This window comes from Sodalis sp. RH16, assembly GCF_047324245.1.
GTDB lineage: Bacteria > Pseudomonadota > Gammaproteobacteria > Enterobacterales > Enterobacteriaceae > Acerihabitans > Acerihabitans ligni.
Window position 1 is genome coordinate 3,570,780 of the sequence record NZ_CP178737.1, and the last position, 15,278, is coordinate 3,586,057.

At 44.3% G+C, this 15,278-nt stretch carries 13 protein-coding genes, 4 tRNA genes and 2 pseudogenes; 11 read left to right on the top strand and 8 right to left on the bottom strand.

Annotation, left to right across the window (positions count from 1 at the left end):
• Positions 1 to 82: 82 nt before the first annotated feature.
• The 3 genes from ACL2XJ_RS16405 to wrbA form a co-directional block, all read right to left on the bottom strand.
• Entirely contained in the window at positions 83 to 286 is a 204-nt protein-coding gene (locus ACL2XJ_RS16405; RefSeq protein ID WP_132922583.1) for an HHA domain-containing protein, read from the bottom strand.
• 733 nt (positions 287 to 1,019) lie between these two features.
• On the bottom strand, positions 1,020 to 1,229 hold the full coding sequence (locus ACL2XJ_RS16410; RefSeq protein WP_132922582.1) for a YccJ family protein: 210 nt from the start codon (positions 1,227 to 1,229) through the stop codon (positions 1,020 to 1,022).
• Positions 1,230 to 1,393: 164 nt separating this feature from the next.
• Positions 1,394 to 1,993 carry an NAD(P)H:quinone oxidoreductase gene (gene wrbA, locus ACL2XJ_RS16415; RefSeq protein WP_413723822.1) on the bottom strand — a complete coding sequence of 200 codons (600 nt, stop codon included), beginning with the start codon at positions 1,991 to 1,993 and terminating at the stop codon, positions 1,394 to 1,396.
• 464 nt (positions 1,994 to 2,457) lie between these two features.
• Here wrbA and ACL2XJ_RS16420 point away from each other — a divergent pair, with 464 nt between their 5' ends.
• On the top strand, positions 2,458 to 2,637 hold the full coding sequence (locus ACL2XJ_RS16420; RefSeq protein ID WP_132922580.1) for a general stress protein: 180 nt from the start codon (positions 2,458 to 2,460) through the stop codon (positions 2,635 to 2,637).
• A 403-nt stretch (positions 2,638 to 3,040) separates the two neighbouring features.
• Here the strand turns inward: ACL2XJ_RS16420 and ACL2XJ_RS16425 are convergent, their stop codons facing one another.
• Positions 3,041 to 3,298 (bottom strand): DUF1883 domain-containing protein, encoded by a 258-nt coding sequence (locus ACL2XJ_RS16425; protein WP_132922579.1) that lies wholly within the window; start codon positions 3,296 to 3,298, stop codon positions 3,041 to 3,043.
• Positions 3,299 to 3,960: 662 nt separating this feature from the next.
• Here ACL2XJ_RS16425 and ACL2XJ_RS16430 point away from each other — a divergent pair.
• The 3 genes from ACL2XJ_RS16430 to ACL2XJ_RS16440 all read left to right on the top strand — a co-directional run bounded on the left by ACL2XJ_RS16430 (position 3,961) and on the right by ACL2XJ_RS16440 (position 6,718).
• Positions 3,961 to 4,674: a helix-turn-helix domain-containing protein gene (locus ACL2XJ_RS16430; RefSeq protein WP_413723823.1), complete on the top strand. Its 714-nt coding sequence runs from the start codon at positions 3,961 to 3,963 to the stop codon at positions 4,672 to 4,674.
• A gap of 173 nt (positions 4,675 to 4,847) precedes the next feature.
• Positions 4,848 to 4,923 (top strand) — tRNA-Lys (locus ACL2XJ_RS16435).
• A gap of 763 nt (positions 4,924 to 5,686) precedes the next feature.
• A complete protein-coding gene (locus ACL2XJ_RS16440) occupies positions 5,687 to 6,718 on the top strand; it encodes a helix-turn-helix domain-containing protein (RefSeq protein WP_413723824.1) in 1,032 nt (343 codons plus the stop codon).
• A gap of 449 nt (positions 6,719 to 7,167) precedes the next feature.
• Here the strand turns inward: ACL2XJ_RS16440 and ACL2XJ_RS16445 are convergent, their stop codons facing one another.
• Together ACL2XJ_RS16445 and ACL2XJ_RS16450 are read right to left on the bottom strand one after the other, a co-directional pair.
• Complete coding sequence (locus tag ACL2XJ_RS16445) at positions 7,168 to 7,512, bottom strand: GlpM family protein (RefSeq protein WP_132922576.1); 345 nt, start codon at positions 7,510 to 7,512, stop codon at positions 7,168 to 7,170.
• Between the two features lie 127 nt (positions 7,513 to 7,639).
• Positions 7,640 to 7,864, bottom strand: a complete 225-nt coding sequence (locus tag ACL2XJ_RS16450) for a DUF2594 family protein (protein ID WP_214513854.1) — start codon at positions 7,862 to 7,864, stop codon at positions 7,640 to 7,642.
• A gap of 645 nt (positions 7,865 to 8,509) precedes the next feature.
• Between ACL2XJ_RS16450 and uvrY the strand changes: the two genes are divergently transcribed.
• From uvrY to ACL2XJ_RS16480, 6 genes are all read left to right on the top strand, one after another.
• Positions 8,510 to 9,166, top strand: a complete 657-nt coding sequence (uvrY, locus tag ACL2XJ_RS16455; RefSeq protein ID WP_413723825.1) for a UvrY/SirA/GacA family response regulator transcription factor — start codon at positions 8,510 to 8,512, stop codon at positions 9,164 to 9,166.
• Positions 9,159 to 10,991: an excinuclease ABC subunit UvrC gene (gene uvrC / locus ACL2XJ_RS16460; RefSeq protein ID WP_413723826.1), complete on the top strand. Its 1,833-nt coding sequence runs from the start codon at positions 9,159 to 9,161 to the stop codon at positions 10,989 to 10,991. Before uvrY ends, uvrC begins: the two co-directional genes overlap by 8 nt.
• A gap of 58 nt (positions 10,992 to 11,049) precedes the next feature.
• Positions 11,050 to 11,598, top strand: a complete 549-nt coding sequence (gene pgsA, locus ACL2XJ_RS16465) for a CDP-diacylglycerol--glycerol-3-phosphate 3-phosphatidyltransferase (protein WP_132922572.1) — start codon at positions 11,050 to 11,052, stop codon at positions 11,596 to 11,598.
• 168 nt (positions 11,599 to 11,766) lie between these two features.
• Positions 11,767 to 11,841 (top strand) — tRNA-Gly (locus ACL2XJ_RS16470).
• Between the two features lie 34 nt (positions 11,842 to 11,875).
• Positions 11,876 to 11,949: transfer RNA gene (locus ACL2XJ_RS16475), tRNA-Cys, on the top strand.
• Positions 11,950 to 11,967: 18 nt separating this feature from the next.
• Positions 11,968 to 12,054, top strand: a tRNA-Leu gene (locus ACL2XJ_RS16480).
• 236 nt (positions 12,055 to 12,290) lie between these two features.
• Here the strand turns inward: ACL2XJ_RS16480 and ACL2XJ_RS16485 are convergent.
• Positions 12,291 to 13,437, bottom strand: a pseudogene (locus tag ACL2XJ_RS16485) (IS3 family transposase); the annotation flags it as partial.
• Positions 13,438 to 13,521: 84 nt separating this feature from the next.
• On the opposite strand from ACL2XJ_RS16485, the pseudogene ACL2XJ_RS16490 reads away from it, so the two are divergent.
• Positions 13,522 to 13,713, top strand: a pseudogene (locus ACL2XJ_RS16490) (Presumed portal vertex protein); the annotation flags it as partial.
• 44 nt (positions 13,714 to 13,757) lie between these two features.
• Here ACL2XJ_RS16490 and ACL2XJ_RS16495 read toward each other — a convergent pair.
• Positions 13,758 to 14,567: a hypothetical protein gene (locus ACL2XJ_RS16495; RefSeq protein WP_413723827.1), complete on the bottom strand. Its 810-nt coding sequence runs from the start codon at positions 14,565 to 14,567 to the stop codon at positions 13,758 to 13,760.
• Positions 14,568 to 15,278 lie beyond the last annotated feature (711 nt).

Consider the following 15,278-nt stretch of genomic DNA (forward strand, 5'->3'; position numbering starts at 1 on the left):
GGCACAAAAAGTTAACTGATCAATCTTTTGCTCGCTATTAGTTCATGTTTTATGTGTGAAATTTTGCCTAAGCGTGCTATTTCTATTTGACAAATTGCCAGACGGTGGGAGGGACTTTGTCATAAAGCTTTCCCATGGTAAGTTCAGCCAAGCGATGATCCGCAGCTCCATAGAAGTCTGCCAATTCCGCTGCCGGCAATCTCTCTTTCATATGCTCAATCACTTTTTCCAGCGTATCGATTGTGCTGCATCGTCTTAATCGCATCAAAAAATCCACTTTGCCCATATACTTACATTCATCCACTTTAAAGTAATAAAAAACCATTAACTAGAGATTATAATTGCCTCAATGTCGGAGGAAACTCATCTTTCAAAATTATTACGATGCCAGGCGGAATAATAAAACAGAGTACCTCAGCTGAACTGATTGTATTAGCGCATCTCTTCAGTTTTTTTCTAACGCATCGGTAAACGTTGGGTTTCCTGCGTAAAATACATTCAAAATCAATTACACACCACAACGGATTAAGTAATGCATACGCTCGTTGATTCGGCACACCGATACCACAGGCTGTATAGCATACCATTTAGAAGGCGCATTTGAAAATGCTTAATGTCAAAATCTCATTTTTGCGAAGCTGGGCGGAAAATTGTATTATTCCTCTTCCTTTACGTGATAAGTCCTATCAACCCTTTAAAAGTCATAAGCAAGTATCGTTTGGTTAGCGACCGCTTTCATCGTTATTTAATAGTTTGATTCGCTTAGGTTGGTCCACTTACATAACCTGCTTTAATTACATGGCGTGAATAAACTTACAGGATTGCCTGAAAAGCTTACAAAATTTGATTAATTTTCCTGGCAGGCAAGTTTAAGGAAGTTGATCTTCGGGAGGGTTACACAAAGGCATGGTCCTATCAAATAGCCATGACAGCCTGAGGCTGCGAAGCTGCAAAAAAATACTGTTTCACCCCGGAGGGATGCTTATAAACCGGGGATATTTTAAGGGCATCGATTGATGCTAGACGTTTTTACGTTCCACGGTCTCTTCACCCCAAAACAGCTTATTTTGATCTGTCTTGGCAAATGCGATTTCCAATGCTTCATCGCTGCCTTCTTCCCAGATTTTTTGTGCCATGACTTCATCGTTATCAGCGATTTCAAAAATGGCTTCAGCAATTTCAATGGAAGTTTCACGAATCTCAGCCCAGGATTGTATATCTTTAGCCATGAATATCTCCTCGTAATGGGTTTTCAATTATACGCGTCAGTGATTCCATAAATATCTGATTGTCATTCTAGACCAAATATTGTGAACCTGCGCGGCCAACGAAAACCCTTGGTGTATAACGGCGCGCGATAATCCGCAGCCGTTATGAATCACGCGATACAGGTTTAATGATGCATTTTTAATGTGATACCGGCGACGTATTCTCCCTGATAGCGTGCAATTTCCAATTCTTGATCCGAAGGTTGGCGTGAACCATCGCCGCCAGCCAGCGTGGAGGCGCCATAAGGCGTTCCTCCCCGCACCTGGGATATATCAAAAAGCTGCTTGGCACCGTAACCGATGGGTACCAAGATCAAGCCGTGATGCGCCAGAGTCGTCCAGGTTGAGAGAATAGTCTGTTCCTGCCCGCCCCCGGTTCCGGTGGAGGTAAATACGCTGCCGATTTTACCGTACAATGCTCCGGCAGCCCATAAGGCGCCGGTTTGATCGAGAAAGGTTCTCATCTGCCCGCTCATGTTACCGAAACGGGTCGGGGTTCCTATAATGATGGCGTCATAATCTGCCAATTCAGGAGGTTTGGCTTCGGGAACCGACAAGTCGGCTTTACCACCGGCCTGGGCAAATAGCGCCGGCGGCATTGTTTCCGGCACGCGTTTGACCGTCACTTCGGCACCGCTGACCTTGCGAGCGCCTTCGGCTACTGCCTGGGCCATGGTGGCGATATGTCCATACATTGAGTAATAGAGAACGAGAACCTTTGCCATAATGCTGTTCCTCTTTGTTGATAATCAGAAGGGCGGGATGATTTATCGTAAATCGAGGTCGGGATGTATTAACCATAATAGGTCACAACGGCTCTGCAAATTTATTGTAATCAAAATGACGTTGGTGAAGAAGGGCACTTTGTCGCAGACCAGATCAAATGTTGTGGGATGAATGATTAAAAATATTTCATTATAAAAATACTCCCGAAAATTCATAGTTTATATTTTCTGCAGTAAAACAATGGCTTTCACTGCCAGCAGAAATCAAAAATTATCTTCCTCTCTGGAATTTGTATCAATATATTAATATTTTCCTACTGTGTCGTGAGTGCGTTATAATTAAGAACATGACGTTGGCATTGGAAGTCGTTTATGAATTGACGCTAACGTCATGATGAAATCTGGCTGGTTAAAGCAGGTTTCAACAATATGATGATCTCTTAAACCTTACTCGGAGGTTAACAATGACCGAACATCGTGGCGGTACAGGTAACTTTGCGGAAGATCGTGAAAGAGCATCAGAAGCAGGTAGAAAAGGTGGTCAGCATAGCGGGGGTAATTTCAAAAACGACCCGCAGCGTGCGTCCAAAGCGGGTGAGAAGGGGGGCCGTAGCAGTAACAGCGGTCGCAGAAGCTCTTCTTAGCGCTGTAAAGGATGTAACCTTCCGACCCTTATATTCATATAGCGGATGATGTGGAGGTAAAGCTTCGCAAGCAAGTGGTTCGCTTGTGGATTCGGATGGATCATTATTTACGTTCGAAAGACAACTTCACTGTTGCCTTTCAACGCTCGTTATCGGAAAGCTGGTAAGCAGTAAGCAGTAAGCAGTAAGCAGTAAGCAGTAAGCAGTAAGCAGTAAGCAGTAAGCAGTAAGCAGTAAGCAGTAAGCAGTAAGCAGTAAGCAGTACGCCTATCCGATTGACGTAGTGAATAATGATTGTTGTTACATCCTTACCACCTGGCCGTCGGATCAACATCCGGCGGCCTCATAATTACCTTTATCGCGATTCTGTAAATACTATCTACGCTCTAGGCAATGGCTTCGATTATGCCGGTAAGTAGCTTACGGAGTGTTCCGGGCTTTCACTTTTGGCATCGATCACAACGCTCCATAATCCGCTGTACGGAACCCCCAGATAAGCGGTTGCCCGTCCACTGACACCCATGACATCGCCAAAACCTAACGATTTTTGAGCATCCTGTTGCTGATTTTCACACAGCAGATGAATATTGCATTTTTCCGAACAATGGACGACAACGGTGTCACCGCCGAACAACTTCAGTCGGGTGCGAATAACGGACATGGAACTGACTCCCCCAATCTCGATGATGAATTTTCTCGTGGTCGACAGAATGAACGTGAAGTGCATCACTGACAGACCAGAAGAAGGTCTGTTGTTATAAAATCATTGGGAGGGATATGGATTTATGACTTTAATCAAATTTTATTGAGTTTAGAAAAAATAGTTGAAGATTTAAACAGCTCGTTTTCGCCATTAAATGTTGTAGATTTAAATAACTCATTGAAAATAATATTAATTTATAATCAATTTTCTAGACAGGCATACCATAGTTACAGCGGTAGGGCCGAGTCGTAAAAAACCAATGATTACCCTTTACCTCTTTCAACCGTACCAATGACGGAATCCCAAGTGGCCTAGGGTCTAGTGGAGTTGACGTGTGCCGCCTTGTCAGATTCTGGCCCTATGGCCCTATGGCCCTATGGATGGTGGCGAAAATCCATCGATCATTTAACGAGCTTTTTTTTTGTACATATGAATGAAATGCCAGAACATGTATGCAAAGTCGCAGGTCCGGATAAAAAACAGTCATGACGGATTAAATTATAGCTTATGTTTAGGAATTTTGAATGCATGTTGATTCGATTATGCTGCGGTTGAATTGATCTAAGGTATGAATGAGTACAATATCATTGTAGAAAAAAATTAGGGATATGGTAATAATAATGAATATATTACAATTCATTCTGTTTAAAAAAAACGGAACATTAAGCCTGGATGGTAAAATTCATGCTATACCACAAAACCATATTGTTGTAGCTGATGAAAACGCGATACCGGTCAAGAAAAATAATGATGACTTTGTTTTTATTACCTGTTACCCCGTTAATCTATTACCTTTGCACCAAGATCTCATTTCTCAGGCTGCAATATTGTCATGTTGCAAGCCTTTTAAAAAAAATATTTACAAAACGGTCCCGGTCGATAATTCAGTTATAGAGAGTACTGAAAAATTGATGACCATGGAGAAAAGTCTACCTATCTGTTTTCTCTACCTTTATTGCTTGGGTATAGACAAATACTACTTCGCCAGCCTGTTGTGCCAGTTTGTTGGAGTCAATATAAACAACACGTTACTAGAGTTTTTTGAGCAAAATTACATCAACCAATGGCCGGTGTCTCGATATGCCAAGGAGTTGGGGATATCCACCCACAAATTGAATGTGATCTTCTATCAAAAATACGGCATGCCGGTCAAACAGTGGCTCATGGAAAAGCGCCTGAAAAAGGGGGGTGAGTTGCTTTTAACCAGCACGATGCGTGTCGCTGATATTGCCCTTGAGTGCGGCTTTAGCAATCATGCGCATTTCACCGCTTTATTTCGCCGCCGCTTCCAGATTTGTCCGTCGCTATTCCGCGCTGCGGCTAAACGTAGCTAAAATGCACCTTTGACTTGCTCTAGCCTAAGCCGTAATCAATTATGTTAATGAAAAGTTAAAGCTGGTTAATATTCAATCAAATATAAAATCTGTGGGGCATGATCTTATTTTTTTAGTAAAAACGTCAGGGAGTATTGACATAAGGGTTCGATTAGAGAATAATTCACGGCGTTGGGTCGTTAGCTCAGTTGGTAGAGCAGTTGACTCTTAATCAATTGGTCGCAGGTTCGAACCCTGCACGACCCACCAACAACTTCCTCCGCTGCATTATTTTTGTATTATCCCCCTTGCTAAAACAACTGCTAACAAAACTCGATTGCAACAGCTTTTTTGAATATATGAATTGGCACATATTTTCCACAATGCGTATATTTCATTCAGTTATGCTACTGCATAAATTATGAGCAGTTTTTATCCTTAATGATATAATTGCTCAGAGATTTACTGGTCATTGAGGTTTATTTTCAAGAGAGGGCCAGCGTTAATTCATTTAATCGACGAGTCAGTTCCGGAAAAAAATTGATACCAGCCGAAACCCTTAAGGATGTTGTCATTTGTGCTGGCCTCCGTGACCGCTTTCCCAGGCGCCTTCCCCTGCCATAGAAAATTTCGCTATGCTTGCAATACCTCAGCGTTCACCCTAAGGTTGCTGTTTCGCTGCGATGAACAGCGTGGGGTCAAGGACGTTTTACATTATGTCATAGGGAAGATTTGGCCTCCCATCAGGTTTAGCACATGTTAAAAAGGAAAATAGGCAAAAAATGGTTTATAACTCCAAATTAAAAAGGAAAAATTGGATTATCTACTGATTTGACATTAATGCGGTCCGATGAGGCTTTTGGTGTTGTAAGAAAAAAATATAAAATAATAATTATAATAAAATCAGTTGGTTATTTGTTATTTTAATGAAATGGAATCAGGAATATCCTAATTTAGATATATGTCATACAAGTTTAATTGTGCCGCCTTTATTATGGAGGATAGAACCTCTTTGGGACAATTTTGTAAACATATGACTAATAAAAGCGATCGTATCATTTATGACCAATCTTTGCCCGCTGAAGGTGTAACCTCCAAAGTAGAACGCTGGCGCTCCGGTGTGAATGCCGCCTTGCTGGAATCTGATTTTACGCGCACTGAAGCGGAGACTTTTAGCTGGAGCGTTGAAGCGCATCATTTTGATGTTTTTATTTGCGGGCATATTAGGTCTAGCGAGCAAAAATTGGTCAATTTGCCGCATAAATATGACAATCTAAACGATCATTTCATCATGATGATAATGATTGATGGAGGAATCGAAGGATTAGCAGGTCGATTAGCCATTCAACTTGAGCCGGGCGACATTATCATATTAGATTTGCTTCAACCGATTAAACTCGGATTTAAAACTGGACGGAAGTCAAGTTTTGTTGATGTTCTTTATGTGGCATTCCCGCGAGTATTATTATCTGAAATTGATAACAGCTGTGAGCTGCACGGTAAAATTATACGTCAGAAAGAGTTTCTCAGTCGCCTGATCGCTTCGAATATTATTGCGCTTATAAATCACAGCGCTAATTTAAACAATAATGAAGTGAACAAAGTCGCCAGGCCGGTGATAGATTTTATTATCAGCGCCATCAGGACATCCCACGCACCTATTCAACCCATAATGATGGACGCAAGACTACATGTTATCACGAGGGTTTGTGACTTTATTCAGGAAAACCTGCGTCTTCCCGCACTCTCTTCAGAGCTGATATGCCAGAAGTTCGGCCTTTCCCGGTCCTCTTTGTATCGGCTCTTTGAACCCTTTGGCGGTATTATTGCGCATATTCGCAAAAAACGAATCGTTGCGGCGACCCGAATGCTGCTCAGTCCACATTATCGTCAGTGGAAAATTGCCGAAATTGCCTATTATTGGCAGTTTGAACCAGCCACGTTCAACCGACTTTTTCTGTCTACCTATGGCATGACGCCTAACCACGCCAGAAAAGAACATCACGAATTATGGGCCTTGGAAAATATGAACGGATCGCAGGTGATCTGGCTGCGTTCATTATAATATAGCGATTGCTTTTCAGGCTCTCAACGGGAAGGTCGTTTGAATACTATTTGAGCGGAAATGGTTCGCGGTAAAGAGCGTTAGGTTAAGGCATTTTTATACCTGTAACTGAACACTCGCCCCCTGGCAGCGGCAAGCGTCATACCAAAAACCTATCGCTAATAAAGAATCAAGGTGCTGCGGTCGATCCGCAGGAGCAATTAACTAAGCTTGTGCAGGTGCATCCCCCCACATTTTGAGGACTGCCCTGCGGGACCGGCGCTGAAGTATGCCGAGGTTCGACGCAGCCGGTAAGAAAAGAACTCGATAAGGCTAGACAGACGACAAATAATATCCTCTTCATAGTCTACTCCTGATGTTTTTTTTGATTATAGGTGATTTTGTCAACAAGCATAATTAATGATATCATTTAAATGATAGGAAAAATAAATATTTAGAGTGATAATTATTTAATTCAGGCCATACCAGCGACGCCAAAAAAGGATGAGTATCCAGGCGGCGATGGACCAGCAGAGCACGGCGCTTATCAGGGCATAGGGCAACCGGAGTGACCCGATAAGAAAATACAGGGTAACAAGATAAGCCAAATAGGGAATCACGGCCCAAATGCCGAATAAGATCGTCGCCCTCAATGCTTCAACACCGCGCTCGGTGCCGACGATATAGTGGGCTATCAGGGCGAAGGTGGGGAAGAGGGGAAGAAGGCCGGCCAGGTAGTAATTTCGCGTTTTCGATAATAAAGCAATTAAAAGTACAACAATGGCGCCAGTTAACGCCTTAAGTATCAAGTTCATTATTTTTAGCCTATCGGTACATGCTGACGGGCAATGTAACATAGCCTATGTCAGGCTTACCATCCGCTTCGGGCATACCGTGACCTGGAGACACCCTATCAAGGCCACGGCATCCATGCCGGTAGCGTTACTGGCGGTAGGCGTATTTGATCTGCTTTATGGTATTATTGAATACTTCAGCCTGTGCGGGATCTTCAAGCTCCGCAATGTATTTTTCCATTTTAATGATGACCTTGCCCGCATCGGCCTGTCCCATCGCTTTCAATATCAATGTCAGCATGGCCTTTAGGCAGTTCACTTCCTGAGCCAAGGTGTTTGCATTGTTATCGGTTAAAAACTCAACGTTACCCATAGAGTTGCCTCGTTGCTATGTTGTCGGTATTGGATATGGCGCGAAATCCCCGGCCATCCTCCCCTGATTTCAGCGGCGATTATAGCAGAATTTGTTTGGGAAATTTAACAAAACAGGATGCACTTACCAGCGAAACGGCAGCTTTTTTGAAAAGGCAATGCGGACCCTAATTCACATGGTTGAGACGGGGGTATCGGGATCGGACAAATAAATTGTTTGGAAGATTATTTCATGATCAGATTAAAAGTAATAACTAATTAAAATGAGTTATTAAATTAACGGATAGGAGAAAACAAAATTTATAATAAACCTCAAATTTTTATCATGCCAATAACCTATTGTATTAATTATATATTTTCTATTAATAATTTTTGTCTTTCAACAAAAATTATTCTGCTTATTTAAGGCGGACGTGTCTATGGCCGCCATGGTCGTGTAGTAAAGTACACCGGTTATCTGATTTTAACGAAATTCTCTTGCGGTGCGAGAACCTATCTGTCTAAAATGGGCGATAACAGACGTCGATGCTGAATTTTATAGTACAAGCGGATAAACTTTATTCATTATTTACTTAAAAAGTAGTAATATTAAGTCATAAATATTTGATTCGCTTTACATCACTCCCTCATTTTGGAGATTTTCTCTTTGATAAGCGTTTTTCTTGTTGATGACCACGAATTGGTGCGTGCAGGGATACGACGCATTCTTGAAGATATCAAAGGCTTTAAAGTCGTTGGCGAGGCCCAGTGTGGCGAAGACGCGGTGAAATGGTGCCGGGCCAACTGCGTGAACGTTGTGTTGATGGATATGAACATGCCCGGCATCGGCGGGCTTGAAGCGACCCGAAAAATTATACGCTTTTCTCCGGACATTAAAGTCATTATGCTTACCATTCACACCGAGAATCCGCTACCAGCCAAAGTCATGCAGGCTGGTGCAGCGGGTTACCTGAGCAAGGCTGCGGCGCCTCAGGAAGTGATCTGTGCGATACGTTCCGTTAATGCGGGAAAGCGTTACATTGCTTCGGACATTGCACAGCAGATGGCATTGAGTCAGCTTGAGCCCCAGGCCGTGACGCCTTTCGAGTGTCTGTCGGAGCGTGAATTGCAAATCATGCTGATGATTACCAAAGGCCAGAAAGTAAATGAAATTTCCGAACAGCTCAATCTGAGTCCCAAAACGGTAAATAGCTACCGTTACAGGATGTTCAGTAAACTTAACATCGGCGGCGATGTTGAGTTAACGCACCTGGCGATTCGTCACGGGCTGTTCAACGCGGAGACATTGTTAAGTAGTGACTGATAGCTTCAACGCAAAAGAATTCCTCAAAACCGTCACCAGTCAGCCCGGCGTCTACCGTATGTATGATGCCGCTGAGACTGTCATCTATGTCGGCAAGGCCAAGGACCTGAAAAAACGTCTGACGAGTTACTTTCGTCTTCAGGTCGGCAGTCGCAAAACCGAAGCCCTGGTTAAAAGCATTGCGCAAATCGATGTCACCATTACCCATACCGAGACGGAAGCGTTGTTGCTCGAGCACAACTATATAAAGTTGTATCAGCCTCGCTATAATGTCCTGCTGCGGGATGATAAGTCTTATCCGCTGATTTTTCTCAGTAGCGATGCCCACCCCCGCCTGGGTTTCCACCGCGGCGCTAAACATGCCAAAGGCGAATATTTCGGTCCGTTTCCCAATGGTTATGCCGTCAGGGAAACATTGGCTTTGCTGCAAAAGCTTTTCCCCATTCGACAGTGCGAGGATAGCGTTTATCGCAACCGTTCCCGTCCTTGCCTGCAATATCAGATTGGTCGTTGCCTCGGGCCCTGTGTGAAGGGACTGGTGAGTGACGAGGAGTATCAGCAGCAGGTGGAGTACGTGCGCCTGTTTCTCTCCGGCAAGGACCAGCAGGTCATGAATCAGCTGGTGGAACGGATGGAGCTGGCGAGCCGGGCATTGAATTTTGAAGATGCCGCGCGTGCCCGCGATCAGATCCAAGCGGTTAGGCGTGTTACCGAAAAGCAGTTCGTTACCGGAGATCATGAGGATCTGGATGTTATCGGCGTGGCATTTGAGGCGGGAATGGCCTGTGTGCATGTGCTATTTATCCGGCAGGGCAAAGTGTTAGGCAGCCGCAGTTATTTTCCCAAGGTGCCATTGGGTACCGAACTCTCAGAGGTGGTTCAGACCTTCGTCGGCCAGTTTTATTTGCAGGGGAGCCAGATGAGAACCTTGCCCGGTGAAATCCTGTTGGATTTTTCCTTATCGGAAAGCGACTTGTTAGCCGAGTCCCTAAGCAGCCTGGCAGGGCGAAAAATTCATATCCAGGCGCATCCGCGGGGTGACCGCGCCCGGTATCTGAAACTGTCCCGGACCAACGCCGCCACCGCTTTGGTGACCAAGCTCTCCCAGCAGTCGACCATTCACCAGCGGCTGAAGGCCTTGGGGGAACTGCTAGGTGTAGAGTCCATTAACCGGATGGAGTGTTTTGACATCAGCCATACCATGGGCGAACAGACCATAGCTTCATGTGTGGTGTTTGACTCCAACGGGCCGGTGCGCGCCGAATACCGGCGATTCAATATCGAAGGCATAACGCCCGGTGACGACTACGCCGCCATGTCCCAGGTCCTGCGCCGGCGTTACGGCAAGGCGCTGGAAGAGAATAAAATCCCCGATGTGGTGATTATCGACGGCGGCAAAGGCCAATTGGGCATGGCCTTGGATGTCTTCAATGAACTGGACGTTCCCTGGGATAAATCGCGCGTCATATTACTTGGCGTGGCGAAAGGGGCGGATCGGAAAGCAGGTCTGGAGACGTTATTTTTGAAACCTCATGGCGAAGGGATCTCCTTGTCGTCCGATTCCCCCGCGCTGCATGTGATCCAGCATATCCGCGATGATTCGCATAATCATGCCATCACCGGCCATCGCAACAAACGTGCGAAAGTGAAAAATACCAGCGCATTGGAATTAATTGAAGGCGTCGGCCCCAAACGTCGCCAAACCCTGTTAAAATACATGGGCGGTTTACAGCCTTTAAGGAACGCCAGTCTTGAGGAAATTGCTAAGGTGCCCGGTATCTCTAATGCATTAGCAGAAAAAATTTTTAATGCATTGAAACACTAACCGCAATGTAGCAACATACTCATTAATCCACTCCAGCCAGATAGTTACCTATAGTGCTATGCAATTGAATATACCGACTTGGCTTACATTGTTACGTGTCGTAATGATACCGTTTTTTGTACTGGCGTTTTATTTGCCTTTTTATTGGGCGCCGCTGGTATGTGCTTTGATTTTTATTCTGGCGGCGGTAACCGATTGGTTTGACGGCTTTCTTGCCCGACGCTGGAAGCAGACCACCCGTTTTGGGGCGTTTCTGGATCCGGTGGCTGATAAAGTCATGGTGGCTATAGCGCTGGTATTGGTGGCCGAGCATTTTCATTCGTGGTGGATAACCTTGCCTGCCGCCACCATGATCGCTCGGGAAATCATCATTTCCGCGCTTCGCGAGTGGATGGCTGAAATAGGCAAACGCAGCAGCGTGGCGGTCTCCTGGATTGGTAAAGTCAAAACCACCGCTCAAATGCTGGCATTGGTGGCCCTTTTGTGGCGCCCCGATCAATGGGTAGCGGGTGTCGGTATTGCGGCACTGTACGTCGCCGCAGTGTTGACATTTTGGTCAATGTTCCAGTATTTGAACGCGGCTCGCCATGATTTGTTTGAACACTGATATAAGCGCCGTAAAAATCAACAAACGAGCATCACGGCGCGATAATTCTGTTGACTCGTAACGTCAGGTCAGTAGAATGCAACGCATCGAAAGCAACGACTGATTGCTTAAAGATAATAGTAAAAACAGCGAGTTTGATAGCTGGTTTGTCAAGTGGTTTTCATCGATGCGGGAATAGCTCAGTGGTAGAGCACAACCTTGCCAAGGTTGGGGTCGCGAGTTCGAGCCTCGTTTCCCGCTCCAGATGTACAACGAAGCCTTGATATAAGGCAGTAAAGGCGCGTTGGCAGAGTGGCCATGCAGCGGATTGCAAATCCGCCTACCTCGGTTCGACTCCGGGACGCGCCTCCAAGTATTGAATTTCCCGACGCCCGGGTGGTGGAATCGGTAGACACAAGGGATTTAAAATCCCTCGGCTTTATGGCTGTACGGGTTCAAGTCCCGTCCCGGGTACCACACCGAATTTGTAATAAAAACAAAGTAGTATGAGTAACATTGATGCCGTCGAGAGACGGTTTTTTTATGCCTATTTTCCTGCATTCCTAACATCACTTCCTAACATGATTTTTGTGAGTCGCATAACTATTCATTTTTTCTGAGCGCCGACGACGGGAACCACTTCGGTTTTGCGATCGTAGCGCGCCGTCTGCGAGGCGTTTTTATGCGGTAATTTTCAAGGTAGTTGTCGTTTTTTATGCTATTTTGCGTTCGTTTTCTGGGTGTAGGGAAACCGACGTGATGGGTTCCCAGTTGCGAGTTTCTTGTGCCCAGCGCTCCGGATGTTTTTCCTTCGCCTTCTCATACAATTTTTTATGTCGCATGAGGATCTCAATATCCCGCAGCTGATGTTTTTCTTCAGGCGTAACATACTTGCTCCCACTGTGCCGGTGCTTCGTGTTATACCATTCCACGAACCGGTGTACCCAATCCCTTGCGTCTGTTAGGCTGGCAAAACCGTCCCGAGGCCATTGCGGGCAATATTTCAGTGTCCGAAACAGCGATATCGAGTAGGGATTATCATTACTGACTCGCGGGCGGCTGTGAGATGGCGTGATGCCCAACTCATACAGTTTCGCTTGCATCGTGAAGCTTTTCATCGGTCCGCCGTTGTCAGCATGAAGCACGAGTTGAACATTTCGGCATTTTACGGTCCAAACCGCACGTTGCAATACACTGGAGGCATACTGCCCCGATTCTTTTTCATACACTTTGCACCCACACTCTTTCGGCTGAACACGTCCATTATCAAGTACAGATAAAAATGGGTTCCCACAACTTGTGACGGTAAATGGTTAATGTCCCAGCTCCAGAGTCGATTTGGCGCTGTCGCCGTGTAACTTTGCTGTCTTGCGTACGTACCAAGGGGCTTTGCCCGCCCTCGCTGATGTATCAGCCCTTCAGCCTTCAGCACACGGTAAAAACTGGACTCGGATGCGACATAGATTCCTCGATCGGCAAGAATCGGTACGATTAGTGACGGTGGGCGATCAGCGAGTTCTGCGTCAGTACAAAACCGGATAATTTACTGACGCTCAAATGCAGTAAGCTGATTGGCCGGTTCAGGGCGTTTGACCTGCGTTCGACCATCAGTGCGCAGCTTTTTACCGTTATGCCAACGCTGTAATGTCCGGATATTGATGCCCGTAATTTGACACGCCTTCGTTTTTCTGGCCCCCGCGCTCACGGCTTCGTCTATCCAGGTCACTATTTTTTGCCGCTCTGGGAAAGAGGTTGATTTTCCTCTTCGTCCTCCCAGAGGGCATCTAACTTTTTTTGCAGCACCAACAATGCCGCCGTTTCAGCCAGCGCTTTGTCCTTACGTCTGAGTTCCTTTTCCAACACTGACATAGGGGGGGAATGAGGCGATGGGGACACGATATGAAGCGCATTTCACCGGAGCGTAAGGCGGCCACACTGATCGACCGGGTGCCACCACAGATGATGGGGATCATCTCGGATAATGTCGGAGGGTTTGGGGATGTGGTCAAGGCTTTTGAAGTTTTCGTGAGGAATAAGTTGTCTTCTCTGCAACTAAGAATTGAGGAGTTCAATTTATGGGGATTAGGGAAATGCATTACGTTTACGCAATATAAACTTGAGCAGAGGGATATTTAGCCTTCAAGACCATGGCTGCATTGAAGGCCCAAATTTAAATATTTCTAATCTTCAGTCCATTTTTTAAAATCATAGCTTTCAGTGATAATTTGATAGGTGGGAGGGACTGGTAAGGTTGGTCTTGAATCAAAATATCTTTGCTGTGAAATGGCCTTTTCGTGAGCGTTTTTACTCATATCTAGCTTATTTTTTTCATCATTACGCATAATCGACCTCATCTCATCTATGACATGTTTACCAAAATTTTTAATCTCATCGGCAACAGAGCGATCTTTAACTAAAGTATCCTTTCTTGGTGAGGAAACGTCAAGATCGGTTACAGCGAAAATCGCTGACGTCATGACGAATAATGCGCCTGAAAACCATAGCCATAGCATTGATTTTCTTACAAAAAACATTCTATTTTTATTTATTCTATTGTTTTCATCACTACATTTTCCAATGATGGCAAAAATATTGCTTTTGATAATGAAATTGATATCTTCTAATGAAAATTCATTGTTATTAGTTATATTATATTTATGCATATTATTGCGATACTCATGCAATCTTGCTAGATATTTTGACATCTCATAAAATGAAGTGAAATAATGATAATTATATTTATCGCAAAGGGTTTTATATGTAAAGTAAATTGATGTGAGCAGAGATATTAAACAGCTTATCAAAACAGTAAAAAAAATTATCAACGGAAATTTTTTTTCATCATGATCAAGCATGCGAAGCATGTAGAAAATTACTGTAAGCATGCCCATATAAATTGTAAAATTTATTTGGACACGGCTAATTATCCTTTCTCTATCCTCAAAACTCTTAAAATATAGCTTCTCAAAAACATCGTATAACCCGTGCATTTATATTCCTTGGTCAAAATAAAGCGTCGATAAAATTACTTTAATTTACATGAACTTTTGTTTATAAACTGTTCTCATTGTTATAATTAAAGATAAACACTGGTGAAACAAATATTGATTCTCATATTTTGTTATAAGAGCGTATGAAGTTATTCCATGACATGTTTATCTTGATAGTTTATAAATAAATATTGTTCCACGCAAAGAAATCCATCTATTGCAATAACCTTTGCGTTTGCGCAATGCTTCCCCCGCCACGCCTGCCCGCTTGAGATAACGATTTCCATGCATCATTAGGTTGTGATACATGGCGCGCCACGATTGTCTCTTGAGGGGTAATGGCACTTTGTCAACACAATGCAAATTTTTGCATGAAGCATGCAAAGGAAAGGGGGTCTTATGCGCATAAAAGCCTCAGTATACACGAACACCCTTCGTCTTGAGCTATACAGCAAAAAATGTGCTATCAAGCTATAGTTCAATAAAACAATACCGTTTGAAGAAGATTTACTTGTTTCCTATGCTTACTGGGAAAAATTGATGCCGTCGAGAGACGGTTTTTTTATGTATGTTTTTCACCATTCCTAAGACAGCACTCTAAGATGTTTTCCGCGCCGCGCATAACCATTGATTTATTCTGACCGCCCACTACCGGTACAATCGCTATTTTGATCGTAGCGCGCGGTTTTTGAGGCATCATTATGGCCCGTT

Excerpts from the sequence above, each read along its gene's own strand:
- ACL2XJ_RS16405 (WP_132922583.1), bottom strand. The coding sequence starts at position 286 with ATGGGCAAAGTGGATTTTTTGATGCGATTAAGACGATGCAGCACAATC.
- ACL2XJ_RS16410 (WP_132922582.1), bottom strand. The coding sequence starts at position 1,229 with ATGGCTAAAGATATACAATCCTGGGCTGAGATTCGTGAAACTTCCATT.
- wrbA (WP_413723822.1), bottom strand. The coding sequence starts at position 1,993 with ATGGCAAAGGTTCTCGTTCTCTATTACTCAATGTATGGACATATCGCC.
- ACL2XJ_RS16420 (WP_132922580.1), top strand. The coding sequence starts at position 2,458 with ATGACCGAACATCGTGGCGGTACAGGTAACTTTGCGGAAGATCGTGAA.
- ACL2XJ_RS16425 (WP_132922579.1), bottom strand. The coding sequence starts at position 3,298 with ATGTCCGTTATTCGCACCCGACTGAAGTTGTTCGGCGGTGACACCGTT.
- ACL2XJ_RS16430 (WP_413723823.1), top strand. The coding sequence starts at position 3,961 with ATGAATATATTACAATTCATTCTGTTTAAAAAAAACGGAACATTAAGC.
- ACL2XJ_RS16440 (WP_413723824.1), top strand. The coding sequence starts at position 5,687 with ATGACTAATAAAAGCGATCGTATCATTTATGACCAATCTTTGCCCGCT.
- ACL2XJ_RS16445 (WP_132922576.1), bottom strand. The coding sequence starts at position 7,512 with ATGAACTTGATACTTAAGGCGTTAACTGGCGCCATTGTTGTACTTTTA.
- ACL2XJ_RS16450 (WP_214513854.1), bottom strand. The coding sequence starts at position 7,864 with ATGGGTAACGTTGAGTTTTTAACCGATAACAATGCAAACACCTTGGCT.
- pgsA (WP_132922572.1), top strand. The coding sequence starts at position 11,050 with ATGCAATTGAATATACCGACTTGGCTTACATTGTTACGTGTCGTAATG.
- ACL2XJ_RS16495 (WP_413723827.1), bottom strand. The coding sequence starts at position 14,567 with ATGCACGGGTTATACGATGTTTTTGAGAAGCTATATTTTAAGAGTTTT.